Consider the following 26,771-nt stretch of genomic DNA (forward strand, 5'->3'; position numbering starts at 1 on the left):
TCGCTTTGTCGATTGATGCGTGAAGTTCAGGTCGAAGAGACTACCGCATCCCAAACTCGGTTAAGGCGACGCCACCGCTTCGGAAGCCACGGAAGGAACAGACATGGCCAAGCCCTCAACCCCCAACCGCTCCAATCCTCGGTCGACGCAATCCCGCCGCGGCACCACCCTCGAAATGGTCCGCCTCTCCTGCCCCGACGCCACGCAGGCGCAGAAGATCGCCGAGAGCTTCGGCACCGCAGTCGTCGACAGCGATGGCATTCGCAGCCTCCACGAGCGGCTGATCGTCGAGACCGCCGAAAGCCTTTCCGAGGGCCTTGGCGAAAAAGCGATGCAGATCCACCTCCAGCGCATCGTCGGAGCCTTCGTCGGATCCGCGCATGGCGCCGGACAGTTTTACTCTCGCGCCGTCACGGAGGCGCGTGACGCGACGGCCAAGGCGGCCAATGACGCCCGCGATGAGGATCTCGATGGTCCGGTCGGCTATGACAGCGCCGCGCAGCGCAAGCGCGAATTCGCGGCCGACATGGGTGTGCAGTCCCACGCATTGCGCATGGCAGCCGAAGGGGCAGTGGCCGCCTACCAACAGGTGGTCGGCGAGACCTGGAAGCCCTTCGATCGCCCAGTCGAGAACCCAGGCGCATCGCTCGACCGCAAGGCGGCCGAAACGCAGATGGCAGCTTTCGGTTGACACCATCGGCGGGGCTAAGCCCCGCCCATTCTCTCTTCTCCCAAGGCCGGGCCTGCAGGCGCCGGCCTTTTCTTGTGTCGAAAATGAAGGCTGAAGACGAGCCTGTCGCGGCCCGTCCCGCTCGGCGGTCCTGCAGGAGCCGGGCGCCCTTGCAACGGCTTCGCCGTCCTCCACGCTGTTGCGGCCGTTCCGGTGCATGGCCAGACCATCGGCCCCTGACTTCGGACCTCCGTGACGGGCCGCGATAGGCGCGGTCCTGAGAAAAGGAGAAGAAGGCATGACAAAAAAAGCGGAATCTGAGCGTGTCGACATCTACACGCGGATCACAGATCGGATCGTCGAGGATCTCGAACAGGGCGTGCGTCCCTGGATGAAGCCATGGAGCGTCGCCAATACCGATGGGCGGATCACCCGTCCGATGCGGCACAACGGCCTCCCCTATTCGGGCATGAACGTGCTGCTCCTCTGGTCGGAGCAGATGTCTCGTGGCTTCTCTTCCTCGATGTGGATGACCTTCAAGCAGGCCCTGGAACTGGGCGGGTCCGTGCGGAAAGGCGAAACGGGCTCGACGGTCGTCTTCGCCAGCCGCTTCACCAAGTCGGTGGCCGACGGAAACGGCAATGATGTCGATCGGGAAATCCCGTTCCTGAAGGCATATTCGGTGTTCAATATCGAGCAGATCGATGGTTTGCCCGACACCTATTATACCCCGCCGCCAAAGGTGCGGGATCCCGTCGAGCGCATCGAGAGCGCCGATCGCTTCTTCCGCAATACCGGCGCGGTGATCCGACACGGCGGCAATCAGGCCTACTACTCGCCGGTCATGGACTATATCCAGATGCCGCCCTTTGAGGCGTTTCGCGATGCTGCCGGATACGCAGCCGTGCTCAGCCATGAGGCCACGCACTGGACTGCGGCGACACATCGCGTCGGCCGTGATCTTTCCCGATATGCCAAGGACCGGACGGAACGCGCGCGTGAAGAACTCATTGCCGAGCTTGGCAGTTGCTTCCTCTGCGCCGATCTCGGCATTGCACCGGAGCTCGAGCCTCGGCCGGATCATGCATCCTATCTTCAGTCGTGGCTTTCCGTGCTGGCCAACGACAAGCGGGCGATCTTCCAGGCAGCGGCGCACGCACAGCGCGCTGTTGCATATCTTCATGGGCTTCAAACCGACGAAACAAGGTCCGGTCTGGCTGCCGCTTGAGCGCAACAGCGGACGTGCATTCGCCGAGGGGCCGCCTGGTGACGGCCCTCCCCGAGTGATCACCGCGATCGAAGCTGTAAAATCGCGACCAAAAGAGCGGCGACAGCAACGGCAAGCGATACGTATTCATAAAGACCAACGCTCATATCGGTGCCCCTCAAGCTGCGGCCTGCGCGCGTTTGCGCGCACCGGGCCGGACGGCCTTTCGTTTCGCCTGGGCGGCCTCTTCCTTTGCCTTGGCCATGTCCAGAGAGATCGCTTTAATTCGCTCGACCAGAGGGGAAAGATCGTATTCGTTCGATACCCGTCTGCCATTGTTGAAACGGTTGACCCTCTTCAACAAGCCCTCCTCCTCCAGCCTCGCAATCGATCGCTGAACGGTCTTGGGTGTTACCGCAAGCCTCTCGGCGATGCGCGCTTTCTTCGGCCATGGCATTTCGTCCGGCCGCCACCAGTGCTCAATCAAGTGGATCAGCACGGCAAGATCCGTAGCATTGATCTTCAGACGCGCCTGCCCTTGCAGCAAGGCTTTCGGCAACACGGTGTAGCCCACGTCGATCGCTTCTTTGCCCCACTTCTTGATCAGGACTTTGTCGTCCCTCTTGTCGGCATCGTCGCTGGCGGGTTTGTTTTCGATTTCTTCGGTCACATTGGCCTCCTTTGGCTTGTTTGTAACCTGTATTTCGGGCATAAATCACTGGAAATAAAGGGTAAGGCCCCCGATCACGTATGGACATATGGGGCCATACGTATGGACATGCAAGACCTGTCTGAGTGTGGGCTGAAGTGTCCACTAAAGTAGAATGCAATCGTGATATAGGATCAGGGGAAGCAGGATGCTGGAGTATAACCAGGCGTCATGGACAATTTTGTCCATACAGGGGAGCCAGTTTTTCTCTGTAAACTTACCGTGGAGCCGCGTCTAACGAGCTTTCGAGCCGATCTCGCTCAGAATTAACACCCTGTTGTTAAGCCTGGCGTGGCCCTTTGGGCTGAATTTTACCAGCGCTCCAAAATCCAACTATTCAGCATGTTGGCAAACGGTACCGCCAGAGCTGGCTCTCATACCTCTGATACCCTTCGCGGATGACAGGCTCCGAGTGCCGATGGGCCGGATACTGTGCGCATAACGAAGCGGAACATGCCAAACACCATTGCCATATCCCTTCACGTCAGAGTTCCCGGCAACCCATCTGCGGGCTCGATGAGGCATGTCTGACCGGAGACCGGCTGCGCCTCGATCGTCTTCCCGCAACGACAAGGTTCAGATTTCTTACCCCGGAAGGCTGCGCCCTCCTCCTCTCCCACTAACAAATCTGCACCTTGCCGCCCTCCATTTCATTGCGGCCTTATCAGGTGCGGTCCGATCGTCACCGGTCTTTGCGACTGCCATCGAGGCCGCGATGGGCGCGGCCCGAAACACAGAAAAAGGAACACGACAATGGCAACCATCGGCACTTTCACCTCCACCGAAAACGGCTTCACCGGCTCCATCCGCACTCTCGCCCTCAACGTCAAGGCACGCATCGCCCGGGTCGAGAACCCTTCCGATAAAGGCCCGCAGTTCCGCGTCTACGCCGGAAGCGTTGAACTCGGCGCAGCCTGGCAGAAGACCTCCGAACAGGGCCGCGACTACCTCTCGGTCAAACTCGATGATCCGAGCTTTCCGGCCCCGATCTACGCAACGCTCGCCGAGGTGGAAGGCGAGGAAGGCCTCCAGCTCATCTGGTCTCGCCCGAACCGGGACTGATTGACCTCACGAGGCTCCGCCAACGGCGGGGCCTTTTCCTCTTACGAACATCAAAGCCGGACCCGGCATCGAGCCAGGTCCGGCTTTTTTGGTGGCATACGGGGAGCGGGGAAGCTGCTCAGAACGAGCGATCGTACCAAGCGGGCATGCCGGCCCCAAGGATGAGCGGTTCCCCCAATTTACTTCACCTGCCCGACGGGCAGTCTCCGCAAATCGGCTCCCCCACTCCCCGGCTCTGCCGGTCGCTCACGCGATCCCTGACCCCGGCATCCCCTTCTCGGGTCGGCTGGTCATCTTTCACAAACATCATGGAGATGAAGATGACCTACGAACTCGAAATCCAGATCGAAGAACTGCGTGCCGAGCTGCGCAACGCTGTCGATGGCACCGAACGCCGTCAGATTCAGGCCGAACTGGCGACGGCCGAGGCGAAGTTTGCCGAGGAAGAGGCAGCCTTCGACGCCATGATGATCGCCGAGCCGCCGCACTAGGCGGCTTTGCGCCAACGAAGGAAGTCAGATCGCGTGTGTCAATTCACCGAATGCGGAAGTGTCAGCGTAAAGCGGGTCTCACTCTCATCGGAGGCAACATTCAACGCCCCGCTATGCGCTTTCGCGATTTCTGAAGCGATGAACAGGCCAAGCCCCAAACCTTGCAGGCTGCCACGAACTTCACCTCGCTGAAATGGACGGAACAGGCGTTCCTGCACCGCGTCCGGAATTTTGTTCCCAGCGTTGGCAACAGTCAGAGTGAGCCCCGCCTTATCGGTTGCGGCTACAATCCGGATAGGCTGATCTTCCGCCCCGTGCGTGACGGCATTGGCAATGAGGTTGGAAACGAGTTGCCCGAGGCGAGAGTGGTCACCGTTCAACGGCTCTTGCAGGTCGAAACGGGTTTCGATCCTCCGATCCGGCCAAGCCGATCTTATTTCATCGATCACCGTATTCAGCATGGGTTCCAATGACTGGACGTCTTTGACGAGGGTGATGCCGCCGCCGAGACGGCCCCGCGCGAAGTCCATGACGTTATCGATCAGCGCACTCATGCGCAAAACGCTTGCCGTCATCATTTGCAGAATGGACTTTGACTTCTCGTCATCAATCCGTCGGGCCAGGAGTTTCGTCCCGCCGCTGATGGCCGCCAGAGGGTTGCGCAGGTCGTGGCCCAAAACCGCGATGAATTGCTCGCGCAGTTCAGCGGTATTGCGCTCGTCCGACAACTCGGTTTGCGACTGGGCAAGTTCGTCCTGCGAGGAGGCTAGCTTCCATTGCGACGTGGCGAGATCGTTTTGTGATGTTGCAAGTCTCGCCTGACCATCCGCGATGGTTTGCTCGGATGCGATGATCTTGTTTCGCGCATCGATATGCACGGCGATCAATTCCGCAAACAGCTTGAACATACCGATGATTTCGGAGGTGTTGAGGCGCATCGGACGCGGATCGATGGCGCAGAGAGTTCCAAAGAATGTTCCGTCTCCGAGTATGATCGGCATCGAAATGTAGCTCTGAAATCCATAATGCGCGGGGGTATGGTGACCGCAATAGACGGCATCTTCCGACACGTGATCGATGATGACAGCCTCACGGCTGTCACGTATTTCGTTGCAGATCGTCGTCTCGATCTTCAACTCCCCGCCGGGCTTCAACCCGAAATCGATGTTGTCCAATACCTCGCAGGCGATCCATTTTTCCTGTGTCACACGGGCGACGGCCGCAAAGCCCATGCCGGTCACCTTACAAACGACATCAAGGATAGAAGGAACCGCCGGAATCTGGCGCACGACTTCAATGTCTTTTTCGAATTTCTGACTCATATCCAAACGCCGGAAGACCTCAACCTAACCTCTATTTAGCAGAGGATTTGTTCCCGCGCGACAAGGGACGACTTGGATAAAATAAGGGCATCAGGCAATGACCGTCGCGGGCCGAAAGGAAACTTCTACGCTTGACTGCAAGCACAAGTGTTGAGCTCGAAGGAAATGACGATCGCGCCTGCCGACATGGATAGCCTTGTAGAAGCCGAGCCACCTTTCTGAGGCCGCCGAAATCGACCATGATCAACTTGAGCGATCTGGTGCAGGCTTCCTGTCGATCTCATTTCATCGACATTGGGAATGATGCGGATCGAGCGGCTTGCCGCAACCTGACGCCGTCAGAATTTTCCCCGCCTTCGGCTCCTCGCGCAGCAAAATTCAGTCGCCTGCAGGTCCTCCGCTGCGCTTTGGCCGTCCCGGTGCAGCACTCCTTCCCGATCCGCATTTCATCCCCGCGACGAAACGCAATCGACAGGAGAAACCACATGCAACAGCTCGCCAAGTTCTTGACAGCAACCGGCCGCCGGCTTCGCTCCCTCGCCAAGGTGGTCTGCCACTTCTTCCGCAAGGGCAAGCTCGGCATGAAGATCGCGATCAAGATCCCGTTCTTCGTTGAGGTCGAACTCAACTTCGAAAGCGATTGGGAGCGACAGCGCTAACGCTCGTTCAGCCGACCCGGTCATACGGGTCGGCTTCGGATCAGCGATCGCACCAGGGTTCGCGCCGACCCGACCACGTCCGCGCCAAGCCTTCCGAGACAAGGACATCACCAAGGCTACGACCGTCCCGAACGAGGACACGCAGCTTGCGCCCATATCTATCGACGTTCCGTCCCGGCCACCCGTGGAGCTCGAACGGTCCTTCATTTAATAGTGCGACAAGGCGGGCGGTGGCACGGTTGCCGCGTTGTAGTTCTGCCGTGCACTTCGGCTCACTGATCTCCGGCGTGTCTATGTCGGCAACCCGGATTTTTTCCCCTCTCAACCAGAGTGTATCACCGTCGATAACGCATGTGGTTCGCGCAGCCTTTGCGCATATTCCTATCGCGCCTGTTAGCTTGATGTGCTCGGCGGCCTCACCGGGACTAGTTGTGCCCATAATTGCCGTGAAAACAACGAATCCGTAAGACGCGATCAGTCTCTGGTGGTTCGGGTTTTGGGGCCGGGACTTCTTGGCATTGTCGACCAACGTCATTCCTCGTGATTTTAGCATTGTTGTGGTCTTAGCGATCCAGCCGCTTGCCTCGCAATACTGTGGCATATCCCCGGCCTCGCTTTTGTCGAAGCAGTTCCAGGAAAAGCGATACGGCGTCGCCTTCTCGTTCGAAACTGTGAACCAGCGTCTGTCCCGTGGTTCCGATCCGTCCCCATCGTCGCGTCAGGCAAGCCTCGCCAAACAGGTTTGGTTCAATGGACAATGCGTAGAAACGGGCCATGTTTTTCCGGGCGTCGGTTCGCTCGATATAAAGCTGGTAGCGCTGGGTGATCATGGCGACATGATTGCGTGCCGAGGCTGCGACGTCCAACGACTGTTTTGAATCGGTCGCGCGTCATCGATTCATATTCGTGAACCATGCAACGACGCCACTGGGCGGTCCGCCTCTGGCGTACGGCTCTATTCGCGAAGCTCACGAAGCCGGCAAGCCGTCTTCGCCCATTCGGGTCACGATCCTCCCGCGGATGATACAGATGCGGGTCATAGGTCAGTAGCCAAGATAGCCGAGCACATCGCCGCCGTAATACTCTCCGTGTTGATCTGCTTGCGCAATCACCTCACCCGTCTCGGCATCAAGCAACGCCTTGTCTGTCATCCGGACCCCCGCGATGATTTTGTGCTTTGCGCATTCCTCGATTGCCTCCTCCGCGGTAACATTCGCCTCGCAGGCTTCCCAGTATCGCATCTCTGCCTCCGGTTCTTCACTCGTTGCGGTCGGCCGCTTGTTGCTCGGTATCAGCGACGTCCCTTGCTTTCTGGAACCGGTTCTCCCCGACGCTGCATTTCATGTCAGCACGACGAAACCAGATGGCCCTACCGCAGCGGAGTGGTGCGTTGCCGGCGGTGAAGACGATCTGTTCGTCTGCACGCATGCGCAGGACCTCGTGAGGCTGGATCAGCGGTCGTGACGCCAGCTGCTTGGATCGCGTGCGCGATGATCCCCGCGACTGAAAACTGCGACTGACCTGATCGATCTCGACTGTCGTTGTACCGCATCGCCGTGAAATGTAATCGGCGGTCTCAGGATCGTTGATCGCTGCAAACGAAATCCAGCTGGCGCTCTCAAACCATTTGCTCGACGCGTCCCGACCTCCATAAGTTTCCCGCAACTGGCCGATCGATTGATAGATCATCGTCAGGCTGATGCCATACTTACGGCCCGCGTCTCGCGCCGTCTCCAGGATCCGCATGTAACCGAGCCTAGCCACCTCATCGAGGAGGAAAAGCGCCCTGCCCTCCATCGCGCCGTCGCGGTTGTAGATTGCGTTCAGGAACGAGCCGATGATCACCCTTGCTAGACCCGAATGTGTCTCCAGCGTCTTCAGGTCGATATTGATGAAGACGTCGGTCTTACCGTCTGCCAGCGCGTCGGTCGTGAAGCTCGAACCCGAGACGAGGGCGCCGTAGTTGGCGTAGCTCAGCCAGTGGGTTTCCTTGATCGCGTTCGCATAAACGCCGGAGAAAGTTTCAGGCGTCATGTTGACGAAAGCGGCGACGTTTTCCTTCACGAAATCCGATTCCGAATTGTCGTAAATCTCCTGCAGCCGCGCACGCAATTTCGGCTCGGGTTCCGACAAGTTGGCCCGTACCTGCCGCAGCGTCTGGTCCCTTTCGGCCGTGTGCCCGGACAGGCAAACGTCGGCGATCATCGCTGTCAACAACTGCAGGCCGGAAGCGCGGAAGAAGTCGTCACGCACGCCGGTCGCGCGACCGCTATCGCTCATGATCCAGGAGGCGACCGCTGCGATATCCTCCTCCTTCGTTCCGCCGTGGCGGCCAATCCAGTCCAGGACATTAAAGCCCGACGTCGAGTTTTTCGGATCGAGCACGACGACCCGCCGACCCGCCTTGCGCCTATGCTCGCTCACCATCGGCGCCACCTCGTTCGAGGGGTCCAAGACAACCAGCGTCCCGCCCCATTTGAGGGCAGTCGGGACGGTGACAGAGGTCGTTTTGAAGCCACCGGAGCCGGCAAAAACGATCCCGTGCGAGGAGCCGAAGGATCCGTCAAAACACAACAGCGGTGACTTGCCTCCGTTGCCCCACGTCGTGGGATCGCCGGACCGAAACGCCAGAGCGGCGACGCTGTCCCGGTCGACGCGATACTTCTCGCCGATGATCATTCCGCCTGTCCCGGAAAACAGCTTCTCGGCCTCCGTCATTTTCATCCAGTCTGCCTCGCCATGCAATGCGCGCTTCCCACGCATCCGCTTCGGCTCGCTCCGGGCAAAGGCAGCGTTGCCCTTCACCGCGACCCTGAGCGCGAACGCGCCAGCGACGGCGGCCGCTCCACTTCCGACCACCGTCGAGGGATCGCTATAGGAGAGCAGAGTTCGCCCGGCCTCCAGCTGTCCGATGAAACCGGCGAGCCTCGTTGCTTCCCGTATGAACGCGATAGCCAGCACGCAAAGTGTGCCGCTGGCCACTCCCCATCCAGCCGCTTTGATGCTCCGCGACCCCTGTGCGGCGAACAGGAAGATGACGCCCGATGCGGCGGCGAGCACATAGGGCGCCGCCAGTCCGATCCGACCGAGCGTCAGCCCGGCTTGCTCCGATTTGCCAAATGCTGCCAGCCAGTTTTCGATACCAAGAAAGACAAGGCAGATCGTTACCATAAGCACGACCGGCATGATGACAAGCACGACTCTAGTGATCGTCATTGCCGAAGGCCTCCGCACCGATGGCCATCAGGCGATCCCGTTCCGCGCTGTCCGCTTTCACGCGCGACGCGCCATCCATCAGAAGACCGAGCAGTAGTGCCCGCTTCTCGAAGCGCAAACCGGCCTTGACGATCAGTCCGCCGAGCTCAATTTTCTCGCGGGTGTCCTTCTTGCGGGCTTCGGCGACACTGGTCCGGGTCATCCGATCAAGCCTCCTGAGATTGGCCCGCAGCCTGGCCAGCCCCGACTGCCGTCTTCGCGGCAATTGCGCCTGCTTTGCTGACGTTCCGAAACCGATTGGCAATTTCCTCGAAGGCAGATTGAAGCTCACTTGCCTCGACCTCGAAATCTCCAAGGCCCGCCTTCAATGCGATGCGCCCGATCCGCTCGGCATCTCGCGTCTCAGCCTGTTTCAGTTCCTCCTGAAGTCGAGCGAGTTCCTCGCGGATTTTTGCTGTAGGCTTCTTCATGACGGCGATCTCCTGTCTTCTTTGCGTGACGATGAGGTCCAACGGTCCCTCAATTTTCTCCCGCTCGAAAGGTGCAAATTTGCACCTCGCCAAAGCGCCAGCTTTTGGCGAATGATCCCGCCGTTTCGAAGAAGCGGATCCAAGGGCGCAATTATACGTCGCTGATGCGACGTGCTCGAAGAGCGGCCTGGCGGGGCCGCCGCAGTCTCCGAAACGATTGGAATCGTTTGCTAAAGGAACTCTACCTGTGGCCGTCCCGCATTTCTCAGTCAGCATTGTCGCCCGCGGCTCCGGCCGCAGCGCTGTGTTGTCTGCGGCGTACCGGCACTGCGCGAAAATGGATTTCGAGCGGGAAGCGAGGACAATTGACTACACCCGCAAGCAGGGGCTCCTTCACGAAGAGTTCGTGATCCCTGTCAACGCTCCGGACTGGTTGCGGGCGATGGTGGCGGACCTGTCCGTTTCTGGAGCGTCCGAGGCCTTTTGGAATAAGGTGGAGAGTTTCGAGAAGCGGTCAGATGCCCAGCTTGCAAAGGACGTTACCATCGCACTGCCGATCGAGCTCTCGGCAGAGCAGAATATTGCCCTGGTCAGGGATTTCGTGGAACGGCACATCACCGCTTTCGGCATGATCGCCGACTGGGTCTTTCATGACGCGCCGGGCAACCCGCATATCCATCTGATGACGACGTTGCGGCCGCTGACCGAAGATGGTTTCGGGGCCAAGAAGGTCGCTATCCTGGGATCAGATGGAAAGCCCCAGCGCAATGACGCTGGCAAGATCGTCTACGAGCTTTGGGCCGGCGGCGCCGACGACTTCAACGCGTTCCGCGACGGATGGTTTGCCTGTCAAAACCGACATCTCGCGCTGGCTGGCCTTGATATCAGGGTGGATGGGCGCTCTTTCGAAAAGCAGGGCATCGCGCTGGAGCCGACGATCCATATCGGGGTCGGCGCCACGGCGATCGAGCGGAAGGCGGATGAAGCTGGTGAGACAGCATCCAGCGCTGCGGTAAAGCTTGAACGGATCGAGCTCCAGGAAGAGCGCCGCGAGGAAAATGCGCGGCGGATCCAGCGTGATCCCGGCCTCGTCCTCGATCTCATCACGCGGGAAAAGAGCGTTTTCGACGAACGCGATATCGCCAAGGTTCTGCACCGCTATATCGACGATCCGACCCTGTTTCGAGATCTGATGGCGCGGGTCCTGCAGCACCCGGATGCACTGCGGTTGGATAGCGAGCGGATCTCGTTTTCCACGGGTGCCAGATCTCCGGCAAAATACACCACGCATGACCTCATTCGCATCGAAGCGGAGATGGCGAACCGCGCGCTTTGGCTCGGGCGGCAGCACATACACCGTGTTGCGAGCCGCGTTTTTACCCAGGCGTTCGAACGGCATGACCGGCTTTCGGACGAGCAGAAATCAGCGATCGAACATATCGCTGGTAAGACCAGGATTGCCGCCGTTGTCGGGCGCGCAGGAGCTGGCAAAACCACGATGATGAAGGCCGCTCGTGAGGTCTGGGAAGCGGCCGGCTATCGCGTTGTCGGCGCAGCCCTCGCCGGGAAAGCCGCCGAAGGTCTGGAGAAGGAAGCAGGGATCGCGTCACGCACTCTCTCGGCCTGGGAGCTGCGCTGGGATCAGGGTCGCGACCGTCTCGATGACAAGACGGTTCTGGTTCTTGATGAGGCCGGCATGGTCTCCTCGCGGCAGATGGCACGTTTCGTTGAGGAAGCCACAAGATCCGGTGCTAAACTGGTTCTCGTCGGTGATCCCGATCAGCTCCAACCGATCGAAGCGGGTGCGGCCTTCCGCGCTATTTCCGAGCGGATTGGCTATGCGGAACTGGAGACGATCTACCGTCAGCGCGAGCAGTGGATGCGCGACGCCTCCCTAGACCTCGCTCGCGGAAACGTCACGGCCGCGCTCGTCGCATACGAGAGCCAGGGTATGGTCCGGACGGGGTGGACACGAGACGATGCGATCTCGACTTTGATCGCCGAATGGGAACGCGAATACGATCTAACGAAGACGTCGCTGATCCTCGCCCATCGCCGTCGCGATGTCCGGATGCTGAACGAGTTGGCGCGCAGCAAGCTCGTTGAACGCGGTCTGGTCGAGGTTGGCCACGCCTTCAAGACGGAAGACGGGCTCCGGCAATTTTCGGTCGGCGACCAGATCGTCTTCCTGAAAAACGAGGGATCACTCGGTGTCAAGAATGGCATGCTGGCGCGTGTGATCGAAGCTCAGCCAGGCCGCATCGTTGCGGAGGTCGGCGATGGCGATGATCGTCGTCAGGTCGTGGTCGAGCAGCGCTTCTACGCCAATGTCGATCATGGCTATGCCACCACGGTTCACAAGAGCCAAGGTGCCACCGTTGATCGGGTAAAGGTTCTGGCATCGAGCACTCTGGATCGACATCTCACCTATGTCGCCATGACTCGCCATCGCGAGACGGCCGAGCTGTATGTCGGGCTGGAGGAGTTCGCCCAACGGCGCGGTGGCGTGCTGATTGCCCATGGTGAAGCACCCTACGAGCACAAGCCGGACAACCGGGCCAGTTACTTCGTCACGCTCGGCTTTGCCGATGGCGAGGAGCGCACCGTGTGGGGCGTCGATCTTGCCCGTGCGATGGCGGCGGCGGATGCAAGCATTGGAGATCGAATCGGCCTTCAGCACGATGGTTCCGAGCGCGTCACTCTGCCGGATGGCACCGAAGCCGATCGCAATACCTGGAAGGTCGTGGCCGTCGAGGAACTGGCAGTAGCGAGACTGCATGAACGGCTGTCGCGCGACGGATCGAAGGAGACGACACTCGACTATCAGAACGCGTCTTCTTATCCCGCTGCGCTGCGGTTTGCGGACGCGCGCGGGCTCCATCTGATGAATGTCGGGCGCACCCTACTGCGCGATCGGCTGCAGTGGACCGTCCGTCAGAAGGACAAACTGGCCAATCTCGTCTCGCGGCTGGCTGCCGCCGGGAGCCGGCTCGGACTTCGCTATAACGCCGCCGGCGAAGCACGCGCGCGCGAAGCATCTGAAACCCGAGACCAGACCAACTCTGTCATCCAGGAGGATAGGAAGCCCATGGTTGCCGGCATCACCTCATTTGCAAAATCCATCGAAAAATCGGTCGAGGACAAGGTTTCGGCTGATCCCGCGTTGAAGAGCCAGTGGCAGGAGGTCTCGGCCCGCTTCCACCTCGTCTATTCCGATCCGCAGGCGGCGTTCAACGCAGTGAATGTCGATGCCATGGTTGCCAATTCCGAGACCGCGAAGTCGACGCTCACGGCGATTTCCAGGCAGCCGGAAAGCTTTGGGCCGTTGAAAGGCAAGACGGGACTGTTCGCGGGCAAGGCAGATGCCCAGGCGCGTGAGACTGCAATTGTGAATGCCCCCGCGCTGGCGCGCGATCTGGATGGCTACCTGCAAAAGCGGGCCGAGGCTGAGCGGCGCTATGAGGCGGAAGAGCGGGCCGTTCGACTGAAGATGTCGATCAATGTTCCGGCGCTGTCCGATGCAGCCAGGCAGACCCTCGAAAAGGTCCGTGATGCCATCGACCGCAACGATCTTCCTTCAGGCTTGGAATACGCGCTCGCAGATAAAATGGTGAAGGCAGAGCTGGAAGGGTTTGCCAAGGCGGTGTCCGAGCGCTTCGGGGAAAGATCGTTCCTGCCGCTGGCCGCGAAAGAGGCGGACGGCAAGGTCTTCGCAAAGCTGTCGGCCGGCATGGCGCCGGCACAAAAAGCGGACCTTCAATCGGCCTGGAAGACAATGCGAACCGTGCAGCAGCTCTCAGCCCACGAGCGAACGGTGACTGCCCTGAAACAGACGGAGACGATGCGTCAGGCCAAAACCTCCGGGCTTTCTTTGAAATGAGTGCCGAAGTGCGAGACAGAAGGCGAGCTTTACGTCCGGGACAAGTCGTGGTCGTCATGTTGGGAGCGGCTGCGCTTGGCCTTGCCACGATGTTGTATGCTGGATTTGGCGCTGGCATCAGGGTCAATACCACGCCTAGCGAGCCGCTCGGGATCTGGCGCATCGAACCGCTCACTCGCGTCGTTGCCATCGGTGATCTCGTCTTTGCCTGCATGCCGGAAGGCACCGCACATGCGGAGGGTAAAGAAAGAGGATACCTGCGCTGGGGGCTTTGCCCGGGGGCAACAGGACCCTTGATCAAGCGCGTGGTGGCGGTCGGCGGGCAGACGGCAGAGGTGGCCGGTTCAGTCTCGATCAACGGTGTGCCACTTGCCAATTCACAAGTGAGCGAACGCGATGGCCAGGGACGCCCTCTTCAGCGCTATCGCGGAGGTGTCGTGCCATTCGGTGATGTGCTCCTACACTCTCCGTACCCCGGCTCGTGGGACAGCCGGTACTTCGGACCAATCCCGCAGACAGGTATTCTTGGATTGGCGCGTGAGGTGCTGACCCATGACCCCTGACCAGCGAAAGACTTCACTCCTCGTCGTTGCAGCGATTAGTTGCGGCTGGATTGGCTGGAGCGGATCAATTCTTCTTCTTCCTTTATCGGCAGCCTTTCCGTTTCTGTGGTCTCGTGCGGCCGGTCGAGCCTCCGCTGCGCTCATATCTGCAGGATATTTTCTGGCTGCATCACGAGGATTGCCGCAAGGCGTGGCGAACTTCTATCAATCCGATCTGTGGCCAGGACTTTTGCTGTGGCTCGTCGCGTCGAGCAGTTTTGTTCTTGTACATGCAGCCCTTTGGACCCGTCACGAAGGGCGTCGCCTCGGTATCCGGTCCGTCGCAGCGATGATCCTCATGGCCGTACCGCCATTTGGCATCCTTGGCTGGGCGCACCCCATCACTGCCGCGGGCGTTTTGTTTCCTGGGTTGGGTTGGGCAGGTCTCGCAGCAATGGCAACCGGCCTCACGGTCATGGTGACCCGATATTGGCCGGTTGCAGCCGTTGCCCTTGCGGGCTGCTGGCTCTGGTCCGCCGCGTTCTGGACACCACCAGAAATAGAGCGCGGCTGGCACGGCGTCGACCTCTATATGGGCAGCAAATTGGGCCGCGACGGCAGCTTGGCCCATCACCGTGACCTCGTTGCAACGGTCAGGCAGATCGAGCAAGCGAAAGGAGATGTGGTTGTTCTTCCCGAAAGTGCGCTTGGACTTTGGACACCTACGTTGGAAAGTCGCTGGCAAAGGGAACTTCAATCCGGTCGACATGCGGTTATCGCCGGTGCAACGGTCGTCACCGAAGCGGGCTACGACAATGTGCTCGTGCACATCTCTGGCTCAAGCGCCGAGGTGGTCTATCGCGAGCGAATGCCCGTCCCGGGTTCCATGTGGCAACCGTGGCGCCGGCTCGTCGGAGAAAGTGGGGGTGCTCAAGCGCACTTCTTCGACAACCCCGTGGCCGCCATTGGCGGGAAAAAGGTCGCGCCGCTCATTTGCTATGAGCAGTTAATCGTCTGGCCAATCCTGCAGTCCATGCTCCATGAGCCGGAGTTGATCCTCGCCGTCGGGAACGGCTGGTGGACGACGGGGACGAAAATCGTTGCAATTCAGCGGATGAGCGTCGAGGCCTGGGCTCGCCTCTTCGACAAACCATTCGTGATGTCCTTCAACACGTGACAAGGAGAAAGAAATGGATGCTGCCCTGACGGACAATTGCTTCGATGCGGCGCTACCACCTGCCATAGTCGAGCAGTTCATTGCATCTGCCGGCTCTGATGATCCCTTGGCCATCACGATCAGACAAGGGGGGCGCCTGGTCCTGATCCCGAAGCAGAGGACGCCAGATGAGGCGCTGAGCACAATCAAGGACTATGTCGGTCGCGCAGTGGTGAGGGTCGGTGTGACGCAGCTTCCCGCCGGAATAGGAATTGCTGACGCCTCTGATCTTCAACCGGATATTTTCGACCGCTGTGAGAACTTGCGCACCGGGACCGCCCTGTTTGCGAAGGTGGCGCGCATCGTCACCAAATGGTATGGCAGCCCCACCAACAACCAGCTTCTTCCGCAGATGCTGGATGACACAATTTATGCCTGGAAAACAGGAGACTTCGAAGGACAGAATGTCTTCAAAGCCGAAGATCCGGGCGGACCAACTTTCTTCGGGAAAGGGTCTGGGGAGCATCAGCAAGCGGTGCCCGCCAGTGAGCCGGAACATCACGAAGAGGAGAACACAGCGGCTGAACCGATGAACGCTTCCGACGCCGGTATCCGAATCGATCTATCCCGGATTGGTGGACAGAAATGATGTCGGTTTCTCTGATGAGGACGATGTCATGCAGTCAAGGCGCCAGCGCTTGCGTCGACAGCGCAGTTCCACTGTCTCGAGGAAGGAAGAAGCCCTTGATGCAAGCATCTGTCCTGACGGCGATCTGCGTATGCGTCCTCTCACGAAAGCGGGCACCGTCGTAAATTTCGTCACCTTCCGGGAATAGTCCGCGAACGGTGTCGAATTCGGGCGCGCCGGTTTCCTTCACCAGGGTATGCACGTAGTTGATGACGGCGCAATCAAGTCTGCGAACGAGTTTGTCGGCATTCCTGTCACCTTTTGCGTCGAGGTTGACAGGCATTTTTTCCCCGATTGCGTCGAACTGGCCTTTCAGCATGCGATAGCTGGTCTGGACAAGAGGAACGTACTTGCGCGTGATAAGGTCGAGGCAGTTTCCCAGATCGATGATTGCGCCCAAAACGAACGGCTCACTGTATGCGCCGCTGGCCGCCTTCTGGCTTGCCCATTCAAATGCTCTTTGCGGGTCATTTTCCCAGAAATAAATACCCGAGCCGAGCCAGTCGTAGGCCTTCTCACTTGGAAGGAGTGCCGACGTACCCGTCAAGGCTGCCATACCGACGGCCTTGTCGCAGCCGTGGTAACCCAGAACATATGCAGGATAATTTGAACTCAAGCTGCAGCAGCTTCCTCGGCATCCTCATCGTCGGAATACTCCGGTGCGAGTTTGCCTTCTACCGACAGGATCCCGGCATCGACGAGATGACGACGAGCATCCTCTGGAGATTTAGCGGCGTCTTCCGTCCGCTTCTCCATCAGCGCAATCAGCGCCTCCAATTGGATATCAGTCATAACATCGACTCCTCGGGCAATTCTACAGTTACGTTATTTACACGAAATCCGCCTTGGGATCAAATCTCCTGCACGCCCTGTCCCAGCAATCCAGCTGCAGAACCTCATTGCGTGGAGAAGTTGTTATGTAGTGTCTATTGCCTCAACCAGTTGGAAAAATAGGACGTTAGCGGTTTGCAATTCAACTCATTGAAGGTACAAAGTGTTCAATAGTTCGGATTTTATGGCTAAAATGCAATCTAGGATGCCCCACTATCACGCGGATCACTGTTGGATCGCGCTGTAACTCAGAGTGCCTCCAGGAGAGAGGGGTACGGTTGGTGGCGCCTTGAAGCGGTGAGGTATGATTGATGGCCCAGTGGGTTGAGAGACTTTTGGACATTAATGCAATCGCGCGCGATCAGACGACCCTGAAATCGGCACTTGCAGAACTGGCAGGCAGGTTCGATTTTTCCGGATACGCCTTCGTGAACCTTCGCCCCGGTCAGGCCTATGGCGTCTCGAGCTATCATCCAGAGTGGCAGACGCGATATCGCGACAACGGGTTCCAACTTTTCGATCCAGTCATGACGCAGGCACGACGCCTGATGCGCGCATTTTCGTGGTCGGGCAGCGCAGAACGGGGCTCCTTGTCCGCCAAGGAAAAGGCCTTCTTTTCCGACGCGTCCGATTATGACATCCGATCCGGCGTCTCTATCCCCATCGCCACACCGAACGGTGCAATCTCAATGCTGACTTTTGCTTCCTCCAAGCCGAAGCTGATCCTGGATCGAGACATCGATGCGATTGCGGCCGCTTCGGCCGTAGGGCAGCTGCATGCCCATATCGAGCATTTGCGGATCAAGCCGACGATCGAGGAGCAGGTCTATCTGACACCGAAGGAGGCCACCTACGTTCGATGGATCGAGCTCGGCAAAACCGTCGATGAAACGGCCGACCTCGAACAGGTAAAGTACAGCACCGTGCGCATTACCTTGGACGGGGTTAAGGAGCGTTACAACCTGACCAATAATACGCAGCTGGTAGGACTGGCTGTACGGCGTGGGCTGATCTAATTTGCGTTGATCAAAGCTTCGGGGTCCGGCCCAGAATCTTCAAGAGCGTCGTCAGTGCAGACATCTGGGCATGCATTTCGATGGTCGCCTGAAGGTAGGCTACATGTGTAGTGCTGCCGGACCCAGCCCCGGATCGCTCTTCGGCCGAAAGGGTTTCGAACAGAGCTTCTGCTTTCTGCACGAGTTCACGGTGAGTCATTATCGCCTGCACCGTCAGAACCTCGACAATCGGTTCCGGCACGTCCGCAAGCAGGCCGATCAAAGGCCTGAGTTCTACATCAATCTGAGTGCCATTCGCCTCATCGGCCATGGCCACGTCCTCCCAAAACAAAAGCGCGGTTCGCCCCCGCATTGCTTCCTGACCCCTGGCGATCGGGGAGTTTGTAACCGAGAACACTCAGCCCATGGACCTTTAGTTCGGTGGAACCTGGACATACGTCCACGGCTCCCCGACCATAGATCGAGGAATTCGGCGCTCTAACGGCGAGCACCAAACCGGTGTTCTTCGGGTTACAAAGCCCGGAGGCAGCGCGTACTGCCTCACCGCCGCTTATAGCGGGTGGCAGACGAGTCTTCCACTGCAGTTTTGCACATTGTCTCCTTTCGCCCCCGATGCGAGTTCTGGGTCTTTCACTCAAGGAGCGGAGATAAACTTATGGCAACTATGGGCGCGGGTTCGGCGATCGACGATTTGCTGAAGGGTATCCTCTCCCGAACCGACGAGGGTTTCTGGATGATGCCGGGTACCGACGGCACCACGACCTATTTTGCCCGGTCCGCGGACCCAGCGTATCCGCCCCTGGGACAGGCGCACGCCTCAATCGATGGGGAAGAAGCAAGGTTGCTGCCCGTTCCGGACGTCTTCGTCATCCCCAGGACGAAACACCTGTTACTGCATCGCCGAGACTACGAAGCTCTTGCTCGCCTTCTTGCAGGTGATGGCATCAAGCCAGTTATGGCCAATTGACGGGGGTTAGTCCGCGTAGATGCCAGGAAAGATCACGTCCTGGTCGACCATCACGTTAAAACGATACCCGGGTCTGATCTTGATGGTTGGTTGAACATTCAGGTTTTTGGAAATCGTTTGTTCCGCCACCCGTCCAAACGTTTCGGCGAAATTCCTGCGCGCGGCGTCGGAAGCCGTGTCCTGGGTGGCAAGGGTAGAACTCTCCGGCAAGGACATGTCGATACCGGTTCCAATCAAGGCGACGAGCGCCGCCGAGCCGAATGTCCGCAGATAGTGATTGTCGACTTTGTCATGGAAGCCGCCGTAGCCCTCGGCATCCGTGCCAGCCATCCCTCCGATCTGAAGTGTTGAACCATTCGGGAAAATAATGTCAGTCCAGACCACAAGCGCGCGGCTCTGGCCAAAAGATACCTTGCTATCGTAGCGACCGAACAGCTTCGTTCCCTGGGGAGCCAGCAGATAGTGACCCGTGGCGCTATCGTAGACGTTCTGGCTGACCTGCGCGGTGATCCGGCCGGGGAGATCGGAATTGATGCCGGTGATCAGCGTTGCCGGGATCACCGATCCCCGCTTGAGCTCGTAGCGGGATTGCTGTGGCACGACCCGGTTGGGTAAATAGCCGAGGTCCTTGATATCGGAATTGAAGAAGTCCTCCTTGGATGCCTGGTTGTTTTGATCGCCGACCTGGCCACCGGCAGCCGCTTGCAGTGCCGCCGCGTACAGATCGGATGCTCCACCGATCGGCTGCGCTCTTCGTGACATGCCAGCCGATCCCGATCCGGTGTTGTCGACCTCGGATATGTCGATTGTCAGCGGTGAATCGAGGGCTGCTGCTTTTGCTTGCAGGCTCGCCATGCGCTGCCGCTGTTGTTCGCGTGCGATCTGTTCACGCTGTTCCCGCAACATGCGTGCATTCCACTCCTCGTCGGATTCCATCTGAGTGCGTGCTGGTTGCCGCGGCTCGGTCCGTGGCTCTGCTGAAACTGGTTGCGCGGTTTCCTGAATGGGTTGGATCGGGGTAGGCTGAAATCTTGGCGGATCGTCTCGATCGCCAATAATGCCATCCGCCACGCCCCGCTTCATCTGTTCGGCAAAACTGGATGCAGGCGCGTTGCCGCCCCCTTCCTGGGGCATCTGTTGGCCGAAGCGAAGCCCTCGAGAGGATAGGCCGTAGACCAGAACGGCGAGGAAAAGAACGGTGATACCTATCCCCACAAACAAAGGGACGCGGTTCAATCGCTTCATACCCTTGTCGTTGGCGGAAAGATTGGGGTTACCGAGTTGGAGCGATTGAACCATGAGCCATCTCCGCCGTCAGTTGCGTTTCATAAGGGAAAGCGGGCTAGCGGGAGCAGCCATGCCATTGGAGACGGTATACGCGCGGCCCAGTTCGAGTTGATCGGTAGACAGTCGCGCAAGCACCTGCCCGTCCGAGGATGCAAGAGAGTAGGCCAGCTCCATGGGCTTTGTTGCATTCGCGGTCCCTGCTGATTTGTCGTCCGTCACTACCGTGTAGCCCCAGCCCTTTAATGCGGCCTCGAGAGCGACCGCAAAGTCAGAGCTGTCCCTGTGCAATCTGATCGGCGTCGCGGTCGATCCCGCCTGCTCGGCGAAGCGACCCGCCAGATCGCCTGCAATGGCACTTGCGGCCGGGCCGCTCAGATCTGTTGGAGCAGCGCTGGTAGTGAGCCCATCGGTGGGCGTTTGGCAACCTGTGAGGCAGATAAGGACGACAGCTGGGAAAAAATGGCGCATCCGCATTGGTCACCCTCCCCTTCTGATCGTGACTTTTTGCTGTCTCCAGCCGACTCCGGAGATCAGGATTGCCCTGTCGATGTTGTAGTCGACGATCATCATGTCGTTCTTCATGCGGTAGTTCACAATCCGGTTCTTACCGCCAGAGACGACGAAGAGAACAGGCGCGTCCTGCCCGGAAATTACTCTCGGAAACTGGATGTAAGTCTTCTGCCCATCGGAGTAGACCCGTTTTGGACGCCACGGAGCATTCCCGCTGAGTGAATATGAGAACGCAAGCTGCTCGGGGGGAACGCCACCGCCCGGACCGCTCATGGATTGGATCCGGGCATTGATGTCGGATAGCTTCGTTGCCGCATCTTCCGGATATTCGAAGCCAACGCGCGCCATATACTGACTCGGATGGGACTTGAGCTGGATGTGGTAGGTACGACGAGAGGTGGTAACGACCATAGACGTTACGAGACCCGGTTCCGACGGCTTGACGATCAGATGGATCGCCTGTCCACCCGCGGCGCCTGAGGTCGCCGGCTCAACCTTCCAGCGAACCGTATCTCCGACCAGGACGTCTCGCACGATCTCGCCTCCCTGCAGTTCGATGTCGCAGACTTGCAGGGGGGAGCAGACCACGGATGGCTGGGTCTCGCCGAACAGGAAGATGACCTTTCCGTCCGGCCCGCGTGTGACAAGGCCCGATTGACCACGCCACTTTCCGGACAAAGCCGTGCCTTTGACCTCATTCCCGTTCAGGCTTTGCGCTGTGACCGGAGATGCCGCCGCGATTGCCGTTGCAGCAGCGAGAAGGTATCCTGCGGCCACTTTGCTGTTGATCGTCCCCATAGCAGTCCCTGCCCTTACAGTTGCGCGGTCCAGTCGAAATCGGTGACATAGACACCGATCGGATTGAGCCGGATTGTTGCTTCGTCTTGTGGTGAAGTGATCGCGACGGTTGCGATACCGCGGAACCGGCGCGTTGCCGTTTCCTTCCCCTTGCGGTCGCGCTCATATTCGGTCCAGTCGATCTGGTAGGTTTGGTTGGAGAGCGCCACGATATTGTTCACTTCAATAGCCACGGTCGCGTTCACGGCCTTCTCGAACGGGGAATTGCCACGGAACCAAGCATTGACCTTCTGGGTCGACGGATCGGAGGTTCTCAGCAGTGCGTAAGTCCGGTCGATGTACTGCTTCTGCACAACCGCATCTGGTGTGATCGAACGGAAGCTTGAGATAAAATTGCCGAGAGTGGCGCGAACGACGCGCGTATCGGCGTATTCGATCTGCTGGGGAAAGCCGCCGGAGACTGTATTGCCGAGCTTATCAACCTCCACGATGTAAGGCACCAGCTTGACCTGCGTGCTGAGGTAAAGCGCATAGGTGAAGCCGATCACAGCCATCAATAATGCTAGAATGCCCACGGTCCTCCATGCGCGCGCCGCCTGGACATAGGATCCATATCGTTCCGTCCATTCCTGCCGCGCGGCAAGGTAAGGGGTGTCGGGCGGCTGGTTCGCTGCCATCGCTTGTTGCCTTCCTGTTGACTACTTGTCGTTTCGTTCGGGCGGCGGCTTGGGGCCGCTTTGCCCGGTGCGGCTCTGATCGAGCTTCGCGTTGGCGAGCCCCATGATCGATCCGGCATAAGCGCCAGGCGAACCGATCGCCTTTTCCTTGGCTGCCGACCCGGCAGCCTTCCCCGCCGACCCAATCCCGGCGCCCATCCCACGTAGTGCGGCTCCCGCTACAGAGGATCCTGCAGCGCGTGCCGAATGAGCCGCCGCAGCGCCAGCTCCGACTGCGCCCGCGGCCAGAGATGCTGTGCCAAGCGCAAAAGAAGCAGCCTGCCCACCGTGACGGATGGTTTCCATGCCGCCCGTGACTGACGCGCCTTGGACCACCCCCTGGATAATATTCGGGACATACATTGCGACAATAAATACGACGACCGCGATGCCAGCGATCGCAAGAGCCGTCTGGAACTGGTCGCCAACATCAGGCCGGTTCGCGAGGCCAATCAGGACCTCGGACCCGATCCGCGAAATCATGACCAGTGCCATTAATTTCATGCCGACCGAGAACGCGTAGATAAGGTAGCGGACGGCAAAGTCTTTAGTGAAAGACGACCCGCCCAAGCCAAGCATGATCATGCCTGCGAGCAGGCCGAGATACATTTCGACCATCACAGACACGAAGATCGCGGCAACCAGTGAAAACGCGATGACTGTAACGACCATCGCAAACGCCGCCGAGATGGCGAGCGCATTATCCTCGAACAGGCCGAATTGCACCTTTTCCGACATCTTGGTCGCAACAGCCAAGCCTGCGTTGAAAACATCGGCTGGTGACGCCGTGCCTCCATCTGCACCGATCTGGAACAAACTGTCGACGACGGCCTTGGCGAAGGTCGGCCCTTGCGTGAGGACGAACGCGAAAAAACCGACGAACATGATGCGTCGGACCAGTTCGGCAAACCAGCTGTCGAGCGAGGCAGCCTGAAGCGCCAACCAAACAGCAGCTATCCCGATCTCGATCCCGGCGAGGATCCAGAACAGGGATCTGGCCGCATCCATGACCGTGGTCTCCCACCCTTTCGCTGCAGTGGTGATCTCGTTCTGGAGGGCGGTAAGCACCGAACCCTCCTGCGCTATTGCGGGCTGGAACGATATGACGATGAATACGACGAGCATCGCCATGCCCCTGATCTTCTGAAATTCAGAGGTCATGCGGTCACCATTCGATTTTCATCTTTTCTCCGCCCGACGTCGGATACTCCTTCGTGGAACCGAAGAACTTTTCGTGCCGCTCTTTTGCCTCCTGTCTCTCTGAGATCAGGAACCAAGTTCCCGTTGCTCCCAGAGAGATGACTGCGGCGAGGATGGCCAAGATCAGTTTCGTTCTCACCATTCCACCTTCATCTTTTCACCGCCGGATGTTGATGGCGCAGTTGATTTGAAGAATTCCTCACGGCGCGCCTGGGCAAGGTCCTTGTCCGTTTGCTCAGTCTGAAGCCATGTCCCCATCATTGTCATTTGCTGGGAAACCAAGCCGCGCAGCTTCTGCATCTGGGACACCTGCTGGGCTGCGATCTGGTGTCCGACTTGGAGGGCCTTCATCTGGCCGTCGGCCGACTCCGACATGGATCGCAGCGAACTCATCGTTCCCTCCTCCGTGTCGAACTGATCCGCTGTCAGGCTTGCCGCCTTCAGCGTGCTGCCGATCGTGTCCCGGTTCGTGTCCGACCAGGACTGGTAGGTGCTCGAGAAGGATTCAGCATTAGGCAGATTGGTTTTCAGGTCCGCATAGCTCTTGAACCGCTGCTGAAGGACGTCGTCGGCATTGCCCATTGAGAATGAGATGCTTTGTCCCTGGTCGACAATGCTACGAAGGCTGTTGAGATCGCTCTCAACCTGCCCCCAAATGTGGTTCGGGAGCTGGGCGGTGTTCTGCAGCATGTTCCTGTAGATATTCAGCTGATTTTGGATTTGCTCGGCAAGCTGCGTGATTTGGGTAATCTGATTTTCGATCTGCGTGCCCGACTGACCGACCAGAGAGACGAGCTCGGCGTTGTTGAGGAGCTGCGTCCACTCCTTTGCTCCCCCGGCAGCCGCGCCAGCATACGACATCGTCGGGGTAGTGATCACGCCGATAGCAAGGGCGACAGAAGCGGCCGCCCATACCGCGCTAGATGAGTGCTTTGCACTACACATCGTGATTAATCCCCCTTTCGATGAGCCACTGCCTGGGCCATTCTTTGCCATGGATGGATTGGAGCGCCCGAATGCGCGCAAGGTCGGATTTCCCGGAGGCGCCGACGAAGGATAGCGTGACCGGACCGAGCGCCATGTCGAAGAGGCGCCGTCCATCCGGCGACGTCACATAATATTCCCGCTTCGGGATGGCGGTGGCCACAATCTCGATCTGACGTTCGTTGAAGCCGATACGTTCATAGAATTCTCGGGTGCCGGTCTCGCGGGCCGCACCATTGGGCAGGCAGATCTTCGTCGGGCAGGATTCCTTCAGGACATCTATGATACCCGAGCGTTCCGCATCCGAGATGGATTGCGTAGCGAGGATGACTGCGCAGTTCGCCTTGCGCAACACTTTCAGCCATTCCCTGATTTTGTTGCGGAACACCGGATGACCAAGCATCAGCCAGGCTTCGTCGAGAATGATCAAACTCGGCCGTCCGTCGAGGCGTTTTTCAATTCGGCGAAACAAATAGGTCAGGACCGGCACGAGATTGCGCTCACCCATGTTCATGAGTTGCTCGATCTCGAAACACTGAAAGCGGCCAAGCGTTAGACCATCGGCTTCGGCATCGAGGAGCTGCCCCATCGGGCCATCGACGGTGTAATGATGAAGCGCATCCTTGATTTCGCGCAGCTGGACGCCACTGACGAAGTCTGACAGCGAGCGGCCGGGTGCCGATGCCATCAGGCCGATCTGTCTGGAGATGGCATTTCGATGTTCGGGCGCGACCGTCACACCCTGAAGAGAGATGAGCGTCTCAATCCATTCGGATGCCCACGCGCGGTCGCCTTCTGTCAAAAGTTCCGACAGAGGGCAGAAAGCAAGATGTGCCCCCTCCCCTGCATCACCGCCAATCTCATAATGATCGCCACCGGAAGCAAGAGTAAGAGGCAGCATCGAGTTTCCCTTATCGAAGGCGAAAATCTGAGCTTCCCCGTAACGGCAGAACTGAGCCGCGATTAACGCCAATAGCGTCGATTTGCCCGAGCCGGTCGGCCCGAAGATCAGGGTATGGCCGACGTCGTCGACATGGAGGTTCAGTCGAAACGGTGTTGAGCCCGATGCCACTTGCATCAGCGGTGGGGCGTCAGGTGGATAGAATGGGCAGGTAACGGTGGGGCTCCCTGACCAGACAGAATTGAGCGGCACGAGATCGGCAAGGTTCCGCGTGTTGATCAAGGGCTCTCGTATATTGCAGTACCAGTTTCCGGGCAGGCTGCCGAGAAAAGCATCCGTCGCATTGAGTGTCTCGATGCGAGCGCCGAAGCCTTCGGCCTGAATCAACCGGCGAACGGCTTCGGCTTTTTCCTGGAGAACCTCGCGGCTTTCGTCGAACAGAACAATAACGGGTGTGTAATAGCCATAAGCGACAAGCTGCGAGGACGCTTCAGCAATTGCATCCTCCGTTTCGGCGACCATGGACATGGCATCCTGGTCTATCGATCGGGACTGCGTCTGGAAAAGCTGGTCAAAAAACGGCCGAACCTTCTGCTGCCATTTCTTGCGTGTACGCTCGAGGCGCTGCTTGGCTTCTTCAGCATCGAGGAAGATAAAGCGCGAGGACCAGCGGTAGGTGAGCGGCATGAGATTAAGGCTGTTCAGTATCCCCGGCCAGCTCTCGGCCGGTAGGCCGTCAATGGCGATCACGCCGAGAAAGCGATTTTCGACCCGAGGTGTCAGGCCGTGTTCAAGTTCGGCGGTTGTGAGCCAGTCGAGATACATGGGAATTTCCGGCAAACGAACGGGGTGGTTCTCGCCAGTGATGGCAAATCGAATGAACTGGAAAAGCTCGTCATAACGCGCGATCCGTTCTCCGCCGCGCTCTCTCACTTCGCGGGTTTGCATGCGCTGCACCGACACCACGTTGCCGAGGTATTGCTCGATCTCCCGGATCGACTGCCGGAACGTATCAAGGACGGTGTCGGCATAGCTCGCCGTTCGGCTTTCACTATCTGCATAGATATAGCGGGTCAGGCCGCTCCGCCGCCGTTCCGGTGGCCGGTAGGTTAGGATCAGCGCTTGTCGGCTCTCGAAATGCCCCTGCTCCCTCTCGAAATGCCGACGCCTTTCGTCATCGATCAAAGCGGTGACTGTGTCGGGGAAGTGGCTTCGCTCGGCTGACGGGTATTCGGTCGTCGGAACGCGAACGGCCTCCACCTGGATCATCCAGCCGGATCCCAGCCGCGAAAGAATGGCGTTGATTTGCCGGGACAGCTCGTTGCGCTCGAAGTCGGTCGCGCTCTCGGAATCAGGACCCGCGAAGTACCATCCGGACATCAGGCTGCCGTCCTTTAGAAGCAGGATGCCGTTATCGACCAGCCCGGCATAAGGGACGAGATCGGCGAAGGACGGGCCAGTTGATCGAAACGTGCGCAGTGCCACCATG

Annotated in this window: 30 protein-coding genes; 11 read left to right on the plus strand and 19 right to left on the minus strand. The window is 58.9% G+C overall.

Annotated features, from left to right (window positions below; translation table 11 throughout):
- Positions 1-103: 103 nt before the first annotated feature.
- Both AKG12_RS25890 and AKG12_RS25895 read left to right on the plus strand, forming a co-directional pair.
- On the plus strand, positions 104-691 hold the full coding sequence (locus AKG12_RS25890) for a hypothetical protein (RefSeq protein ID WP_052821057.1): 588 nt from the start codon (positions 104-106) through the stop codon (positions 689-691).
- Positions 692-968: 277 nt separating this feature from the next.
- On the plus strand, positions 969-1,898 hold the full coding sequence (locus AKG12_RS25895) for an ArdC family protein (protein ID WP_052821060.1): 930 nt from the start codon (positions 969-971) through the stop codon (positions 1,896-1,898).
- A 157-nt stretch (positions 1,899-2,055) separates the two neighbouring features.
- Here the strand turns inward: AKG12_RS25895 and AKG12_RS25900 are convergent, their stop codons facing one another.
- Positions 2,056-2,547 (minus strand): helix-turn-helix domain-containing protein, encoded by a 492-nt coding sequence (locus AKG12_RS25900; protein WP_197283357.1) that lies wholly within the window; start codon positions 2,545-2,547, stop codon positions 2,056-2,058.
- Between the two features lie 792 nt (positions 2,548-3,339).
- Between AKG12_RS25900 and AKG12_RS25905 the strand changes: the two genes are divergently transcribed.
- Both AKG12_RS25905 and AKG12_RS30825 read left to right on the plus strand, forming a co-directional pair.
- Entirely contained in the window at positions 3,340-3,648 is a 309-nt protein-coding gene (locus AKG12_RS25905) for a DUF736 domain-containing protein (RefSeq protein ID WP_052821062.1), read from the plus strand.
- A gap of 320 nt (positions 3,649-3,968) precedes the next feature.
- Positions 3,969-4,139: a hypothetical protein gene (locus AKG12_RS30825; RefSeq protein ID WP_197283358.1), complete on the plus strand. Its 171-nt coding sequence runs from the start codon at positions 3,969-3,971 to the stop codon at positions 4,137-4,139.
- Positions 4,140-4,177: 38 nt separating this feature from the next.
- On the opposite strand, the gene AKG12_RS25910 is transcribed toward AKG12_RS30825, so the two are convergent.
- The gene (locus AKG12_RS25910; protein ID WP_052821063.1) at positions 4,178-5,461 is read right to left on the minus strand and encodes a GAF domain-containing sensor histidine kinase; all 1,284 of its coding nucleotides are present in this window, start codon (positions 5,459-5,461) and stop codon (positions 4,178-4,180) included.
- A gap of 485 nt (positions 5,462-5,946) precedes the next feature.
- On the opposite strand from AKG12_RS25910, the gene AKG12_RS30830 reads away from it, so the two are divergent.
- Positions 5,947-6,120, plus strand: coding sequence for a hypothetical protein (locus tag AKG12_RS30830; protein WP_197283359.1), 174 nt, complete (start codon positions 5,947-5,949; stop codon positions 6,118-6,120).
- Between the two features lie 40 nt (positions 6,121-6,160).
- On the opposite strand, the gene AKG12_RS25915 is transcribed toward AKG12_RS30830, so the two are convergent.
- The 6 genes from AKG12_RS25915 to AKG12_RS25940 all read right to left on the minus strand — a co-directional run bounded on the left by AKG12_RS25915 (position 6,161) and on the right by AKG12_RS25940 (position 9,806).
- The gene (locus AKG12_RS25915; RefSeq protein WP_156316092.1) at positions 6,161-6,721 is read right to left on the minus strand and encodes a thermonuclease family protein; all 561 of its coding nucleotides are present in this window, start codon (positions 6,719-6,721) and stop codon (positions 6,161-6,163) included.
- Complete coding sequence (locus AKG12_RS25920; RefSeq protein ID WP_052821098.1) at positions 6,684-6,950, minus strand: WGR domain-containing protein; 267 nt, start codon at positions 6,948-6,950, stop codon at positions 6,684-6,686. The genes AKG12_RS25915 and AKG12_RS25920 overlap by 38 nt, the downstream gene beginning before the upstream one ends.
- A 213-nt stretch (positions 6,951-7,163) precedes the next feature.
- Positions 7,164-7,361: a hypothetical protein gene (locus tag AKG12_RS25925; protein WP_052821064.1), complete on the minus strand. Its 198-nt coding sequence runs from the start codon at positions 7,359-7,361 to the stop codon at positions 7,164-7,166.
- Between the two features lie 16 nt (positions 7,362-7,377).
- Complete coding sequence (gene traG, locus AKG12_RS25930; protein ID WP_052821065.1) at positions 7,378-9,336, minus strand: Ti-type conjugative transfer system protein TraG; 1,959 nt, start codon at positions 9,334-9,336, stop codon at positions 7,378-7,380.
- A complete protein-coding gene (gene traD / locus AKG12_RS25935; RefSeq protein ID WP_052821066.1) occupies positions 9,323-9,538 on the minus strand; it encodes a type IV conjugative transfer system coupling protein TraD in 216 nt (71 codons plus the stop codon). Before traD ends, traG begins: the two co-directional genes overlap by 14 nt.
- Before the next feature lie 4 nt (positions 9,539-9,542).
- On the minus strand, positions 9,543-9,806 hold the full coding sequence (locus AKG12_RS25940; protein ID WP_052821099.1) for a TraC family protein: 264 nt from the start codon (positions 9,804-9,806) through the stop codon (positions 9,543-9,545).
- A gap of 247 nt (positions 9,807-10,053) precedes the next feature.
- Here AKG12_RS25940 and traA point away from each other — a divergent pair, with 247 nt between their 5' ends.
- The 4 genes from traA to AKG12_RS25960 are packed head-to-tail and all read left to right on the plus strand — an operon-like array spanning position 10,054 to position 16,033.
- The gene (traA, locus tag AKG12_RS25945; RefSeq protein ID WP_052821067.1) at positions 10,054-13,686 is read left to right on the plus strand and encodes a Ti-type conjugative transfer relaxase TraA; all 3,633 of its coding nucleotides are present in this window, start codon (positions 10,054-10,056) and stop codon (positions 13,684-13,686) included.
- 56 nt (positions 13,687-13,742) lie between these two features.
- Positions 13,743-14,249 (plus strand): conjugative transfer signal peptidase TraF, encoded by a 507-nt coding sequence (gene traF / locus AKG12_RS25950; RefSeq protein WP_350640905.1) that lies wholly within the window; start codon positions 13,743-13,745, stop codon positions 14,247-14,249.
- Complete coding sequence (locus AKG12_RS25955) at positions 14,239-15,405, plus strand: conjugal transfer protein TraB (protein ID WP_052821069.1); 1,167 nt, start codon at positions 14,239-14,241, stop codon at positions 15,403-15,405. Before traF ends, AKG12_RS25955 begins: the two co-directional genes overlap by 11 nt.
- A 13-nt stretch (positions 15,406-15,418) precedes the next feature.
- On the plus strand, positions 15,419-16,033 hold the full coding sequence (locus tag AKG12_RS25960) for a TraH family protein (RefSeq protein ID WP_052821070.1): 615 nt from the start codon (positions 15,419-15,421) through the stop codon (positions 16,031-16,033).
- A gap of 34 nt (positions 16,034-16,067) precedes the next feature.
- On the opposite strand, the gene AKG12_RS25965 is transcribed toward AKG12_RS25960, so the two are convergent.
- Positions 16,068-16,688 (minus strand): hypothetical protein, encoded by a 621-nt coding sequence (locus tag AKG12_RS25965; protein ID WP_052821071.1) that lies wholly within the window; start codon positions 16,686-16,688, stop codon positions 16,068-16,070.
- Positions 16,685-16,864 carry a hypothetical protein gene (locus tag AKG12_RS25970; RefSeq protein WP_052821072.1) on the minus strand — a complete coding sequence of 60 codons (180 nt, stop codon included), beginning with the start codon at positions 16,862-16,864 and terminating at the stop codon, positions 16,685-16,687. The genes AKG12_RS25965 and AKG12_RS25970 overlap by 4 nt, the downstream gene beginning before the upstream one ends.
- 350 nt (positions 16,865-17,214) lie before the next feature.
- On the opposite strand from AKG12_RS25970, the gene traR reads away from it, so the two are divergent.
- Entirely contained in the window at positions 17,215-17,919 is a 705-nt protein-coding gene (gene traR, locus AKG12_RS25975; RefSeq protein WP_052821073.1) for an autoinducer-binding transcriptional regulator TraR, read from the plus strand.
- Between the two features lie 10 nt (positions 17,920-17,929).
- Here traR and AKG12_RS25980 read toward each other — a convergent pair whose 3' ends face one another.
- Positions 17,930-18,229: a transcriptional repressor TraM gene (locus AKG12_RS25980; protein ID WP_052821074.1), complete on the minus strand. Its 300-nt coding sequence runs from the start codon at positions 18,227-18,229 to the stop codon at positions 17,930-17,932.
- 345 nt (positions 18,230-18,574) lie between these two features.
- Between AKG12_RS25980 and AKG12_RS25985 the strand changes: the two genes are divergently transcribed.
- Positions 18,575-18,886 (plus strand): hypothetical protein, encoded by a 312-nt coding sequence (locus tag AKG12_RS25985; protein WP_052821075.1) that lies wholly within the window; start codon positions 18,575-18,577, stop codon positions 18,884-18,886.
- Between the two features lie 6 nt (positions 18,887-18,892).
- On the opposite strand, the gene trbI is transcribed toward AKG12_RS25985, so the two are convergent.
- Genes trbI through AKG12_RS26025 form a run of 8 tightly spaced genes read right to left on the minus strand, consistent with a single transcriptional unit; the run spans position 18,893 to position 26,770 of the window.
- Positions 18,893-20,185 carry an IncP-type conjugal transfer protein TrbI gene (gene trbI, locus AKG12_RS25990; protein WP_052821076.1) on the minus strand — a complete coding sequence of 431 codons (1,293 nt, stop codon included), beginning with the start codon at positions 20,183-20,185 and terminating at the stop codon, positions 18,893-18,895.
- Between the two features lie 15 nt (positions 20,186-20,200).
- Positions 20,201-20,647, minus strand: a complete 447-nt coding sequence (gene trbH / locus AKG12_RS25995) for a conjugal transfer protein TrbH (protein ID WP_052821077.1) — start codon at positions 20,645-20,647, stop codon at positions 20,201-20,203.
- 3 nt (positions 20,648-20,650) lie between these two features.
- The gene (trbG, locus tag AKG12_RS26000; RefSeq protein ID WP_052821078.1) at positions 20,651-21,481 is read right to left on the minus strand and encodes a P-type conjugative transfer protein TrbG; all 831 of its coding nucleotides are present in this window, start codon (positions 21,479-21,481) and stop codon (positions 20,651-20,653) included.
- A 14-nt stretch (positions 21,482-21,495) separates the two neighbouring features.
- Positions 21,496-22,158 (minus strand): conjugal transfer protein TrbF, encoded by a 663-nt coding sequence (locus AKG12_RS26005; protein WP_052821079.1) that lies wholly within the window; start codon positions 22,156-22,158, stop codon positions 21,496-21,498.
- Positions 22,159-22,179: 21 nt separating this feature from the next.
- Complete coding sequence (trbL, locus tag AKG12_RS26010) at positions 22,180-23,328, minus strand: P-type conjugative transfer protein TrbL (RefSeq protein ID WP_285277974.1); 1,149 nt, start codon at positions 23,326-23,328, stop codon at positions 22,180-22,182.
- A gap of 34 nt (positions 23,329-23,362) precedes the next feature.
- The gene (trbK, locus tag AKG12_RS26015; protein ID WP_052821081.1) at positions 23,363-23,539 is read right to left on the minus strand and encodes an entry exclusion protein TrbK; all 177 of its coding nucleotides are present in this window, start codon (positions 23,537-23,539) and stop codon (positions 23,363-23,365) included.
- The gene (gene trbJ, locus AKG12_RS26020; protein ID WP_052821082.1) at positions 23,533-24,342 is read right to left on the minus strand and encodes a P-type conjugative transfer protein TrbJ; all 810 of its coding nucleotides are present in this window, start codon (positions 24,340-24,342) and stop codon (positions 23,533-23,535) included. Before trbJ ends, trbK begins: the two co-directional genes overlap by 7 nt.
- On the minus strand, positions 24,335-26,770 hold the full coding sequence (locus AKG12_RS26025) for a conjugal transfer protein TrbE (protein WP_052821083.1): 2,436 nt from the start codon (positions 26,768-26,770) through the stop codon (positions 24,335-24,337). Before AKG12_RS26025 ends, trbJ begins: the two co-directional genes overlap by 8 nt.
- Between the last annotated feature and the right edge of the window lies 1 nt (position 26,771).

It is taken from the genome of Agrobacterium sp. SUL3, assembly GCF_001263295.1.
Classification (GTDB): Bacteria; Pseudomonadota; Alphaproteobacteria; order Rhizobiales; family Rhizobiaceae; genus Agrobacterium; species Agrobacterium tomkonis.

Coding starts and splice junctions, on each gene's coding strand:
- AKG12_RS25890 (WP_052821057.1), top strand. CDS start 104: ATGGCCAAGCCCTCAACCCCCAACCGCTCCAATCCTCGGTCGACGCAA.
- AKG12_RS25895 (WP_052821060.1), top strand. CDS start 969: ATGACAAAAAAAGCGGAATCTGAGCGTGTCGACATCTACACGCGGATC.
- AKG12_RS25905 (WP_052821062.1), top strand. CDS start 3,340: ATGGCAACCATCGGCACTTTCACCTCCACCGAAAACGGCTTCACCGGC.
- AKG12_RS30825 (WP_197283358.1), top strand. CDS start 3,969: ATGACCTACGAACTCGAAATCCAGATCGAAGAACTGCGTGCCGAGCTG.
- AKG12_RS25910 (WP_052821063.1), bottom strand. CDS start 5,461: ATGAGTCAGAAATTCGAAAAAGACATTGAAGTCGTGCGCCAGATTCCG.
- AKG12_RS30830 (WP_197283359.1), top strand. CDS start 5,947: ATGCAACAGCTCGCCAAGTTCTTGACAGCAACCGGCCGCCGGCTTCGC.
- AKG12_RS25915 (WP_156316092.1), bottom strand. CDS start 6,721: ATGCCACAGTATTGCGAGGCAAGCGGCTGGATCGCTAAGACCACAACA.
- AKG12_RS25920 (WP_052821098.1), bottom strand. CDS start 6,950: ATGATCACCCAGCGCTACCAGCTTTATATCGAGCGAACCGACGCCCGG.
- AKG12_RS25925 (WP_052821064.1), bottom strand. CDS start 7,361: ATGCGATACTGGGAAGCCTGCGAGGCGAATGTTACCGCGGAGGAGGCA.
- traG (WP_052821065.1), bottom strand. CDS start 9,336: ATGACGATCACTAGAGTCGTGCTTGTCATCATGCCGGTCGTGCTTATG.
- traD (WP_052821066.1), bottom strand. CDS start 9,538: ATGACCCGGACCAGTGTCGCCGAAGCCCGCAAGAAGGACACCCGCGAG.
- AKG12_RS25940 (WP_052821099.1), bottom strand. CDS start 9,806: ATGAAGAAGCCTACAGCAAAAATCCGCGAGGAACTCGCTCGACTTCAG.
- traF (WP_350640905.1), top strand. CDS start 13,743: ATGTTGGGAGCGGCTGCGCTTGGCCTTGCCACGATGTTGTATGCTGGA.
- AKG12_RS25955 (WP_052821069.1), top strand. CDS start 14,239: ATGACCCCTGACCAGCGAAAGACTTCACTCCTCGTCGTTGCAGCGATT.
- AKG12_RS25960 (WP_052821070.1), top strand. CDS start 15,419: ATGGATGCTGCCCTGACGGACAATTGCTTCGATGCGGCGCTACCACCT.
- AKG12_RS25970 (WP_052821072.1), bottom strand. CDS start 16,864: ATGACTGATATCCAATTGGAGGCGCTGATTGCGCTGATGGAGAAGCGG.
- traR (WP_052821073.1), top strand. CDS start 17,215: ATGGCCCAGTGGGTTGAGAGACTTTTGGACATTAATGCAATCGCGCGC.
- AKG12_RS25980 (WP_052821074.1), bottom strand. CDS start 18,229: ATGGCCGATGAGGCGAATGGCACTCAGATTGATGTAGAACTCAGGCCT.
- AKG12_RS25985 (WP_052821075.1), top strand. CDS start 18,575: ATGGCAACTATGGGCGCGGGTTCGGCGATCGACGATTTGCTGAAGGGT.
- trbI (WP_052821076.1), bottom strand. CDS start 20,185: ATGGTTCAATCGCTCCAACTCGGTAACCCCAATCTTTCCGCCAACGAC.
- trbH (WP_052821077.1), bottom strand. CDS start 20,647: ATGCGGATGCGCCATTTTTTCCCAGCTGTCGTCCTTATCTGCCTCACA.
- trbG (WP_052821078.1), bottom strand. CDS start 21,481: ATGGGGACGATCAACAGCAAAGTGGCCGCAGGATACCTTCTCGCTGCT.
- AKG12_RS26005 (WP_052821079.1), bottom strand. CDS start 22,158: ATGGCAGCGAACCAGCCGCCCGACACCCCTTACCTTGCCGCGCGGCAG.
- trbL (WP_285277974.1), bottom strand. CDS start 23,328: ATGGCGATGCTCGTCGTATTCATCGTCATATCGTTCCAGCCCGCAATA.
- trbK (WP_052821081.1), bottom strand. CDS start 23,539: ATGGTGAGAACGAAACTGATCTTGGCCATCCTCGCCGCAGTCATCTCT.
- trbJ (WP_052821082.1), bottom strand. CDS start 24,342: ATGTGTAGTGCAAAGCACTCATCTAGCGCGGTATGGGCGGCCGCTTCT.
- AKG12_RS26025 (WP_052821083.1), bottom strand. CDS start 26,770: ATGGTGGCACTGCGCACGTTTCGATCAACTGGCCCGTCCTTCGCCGAT.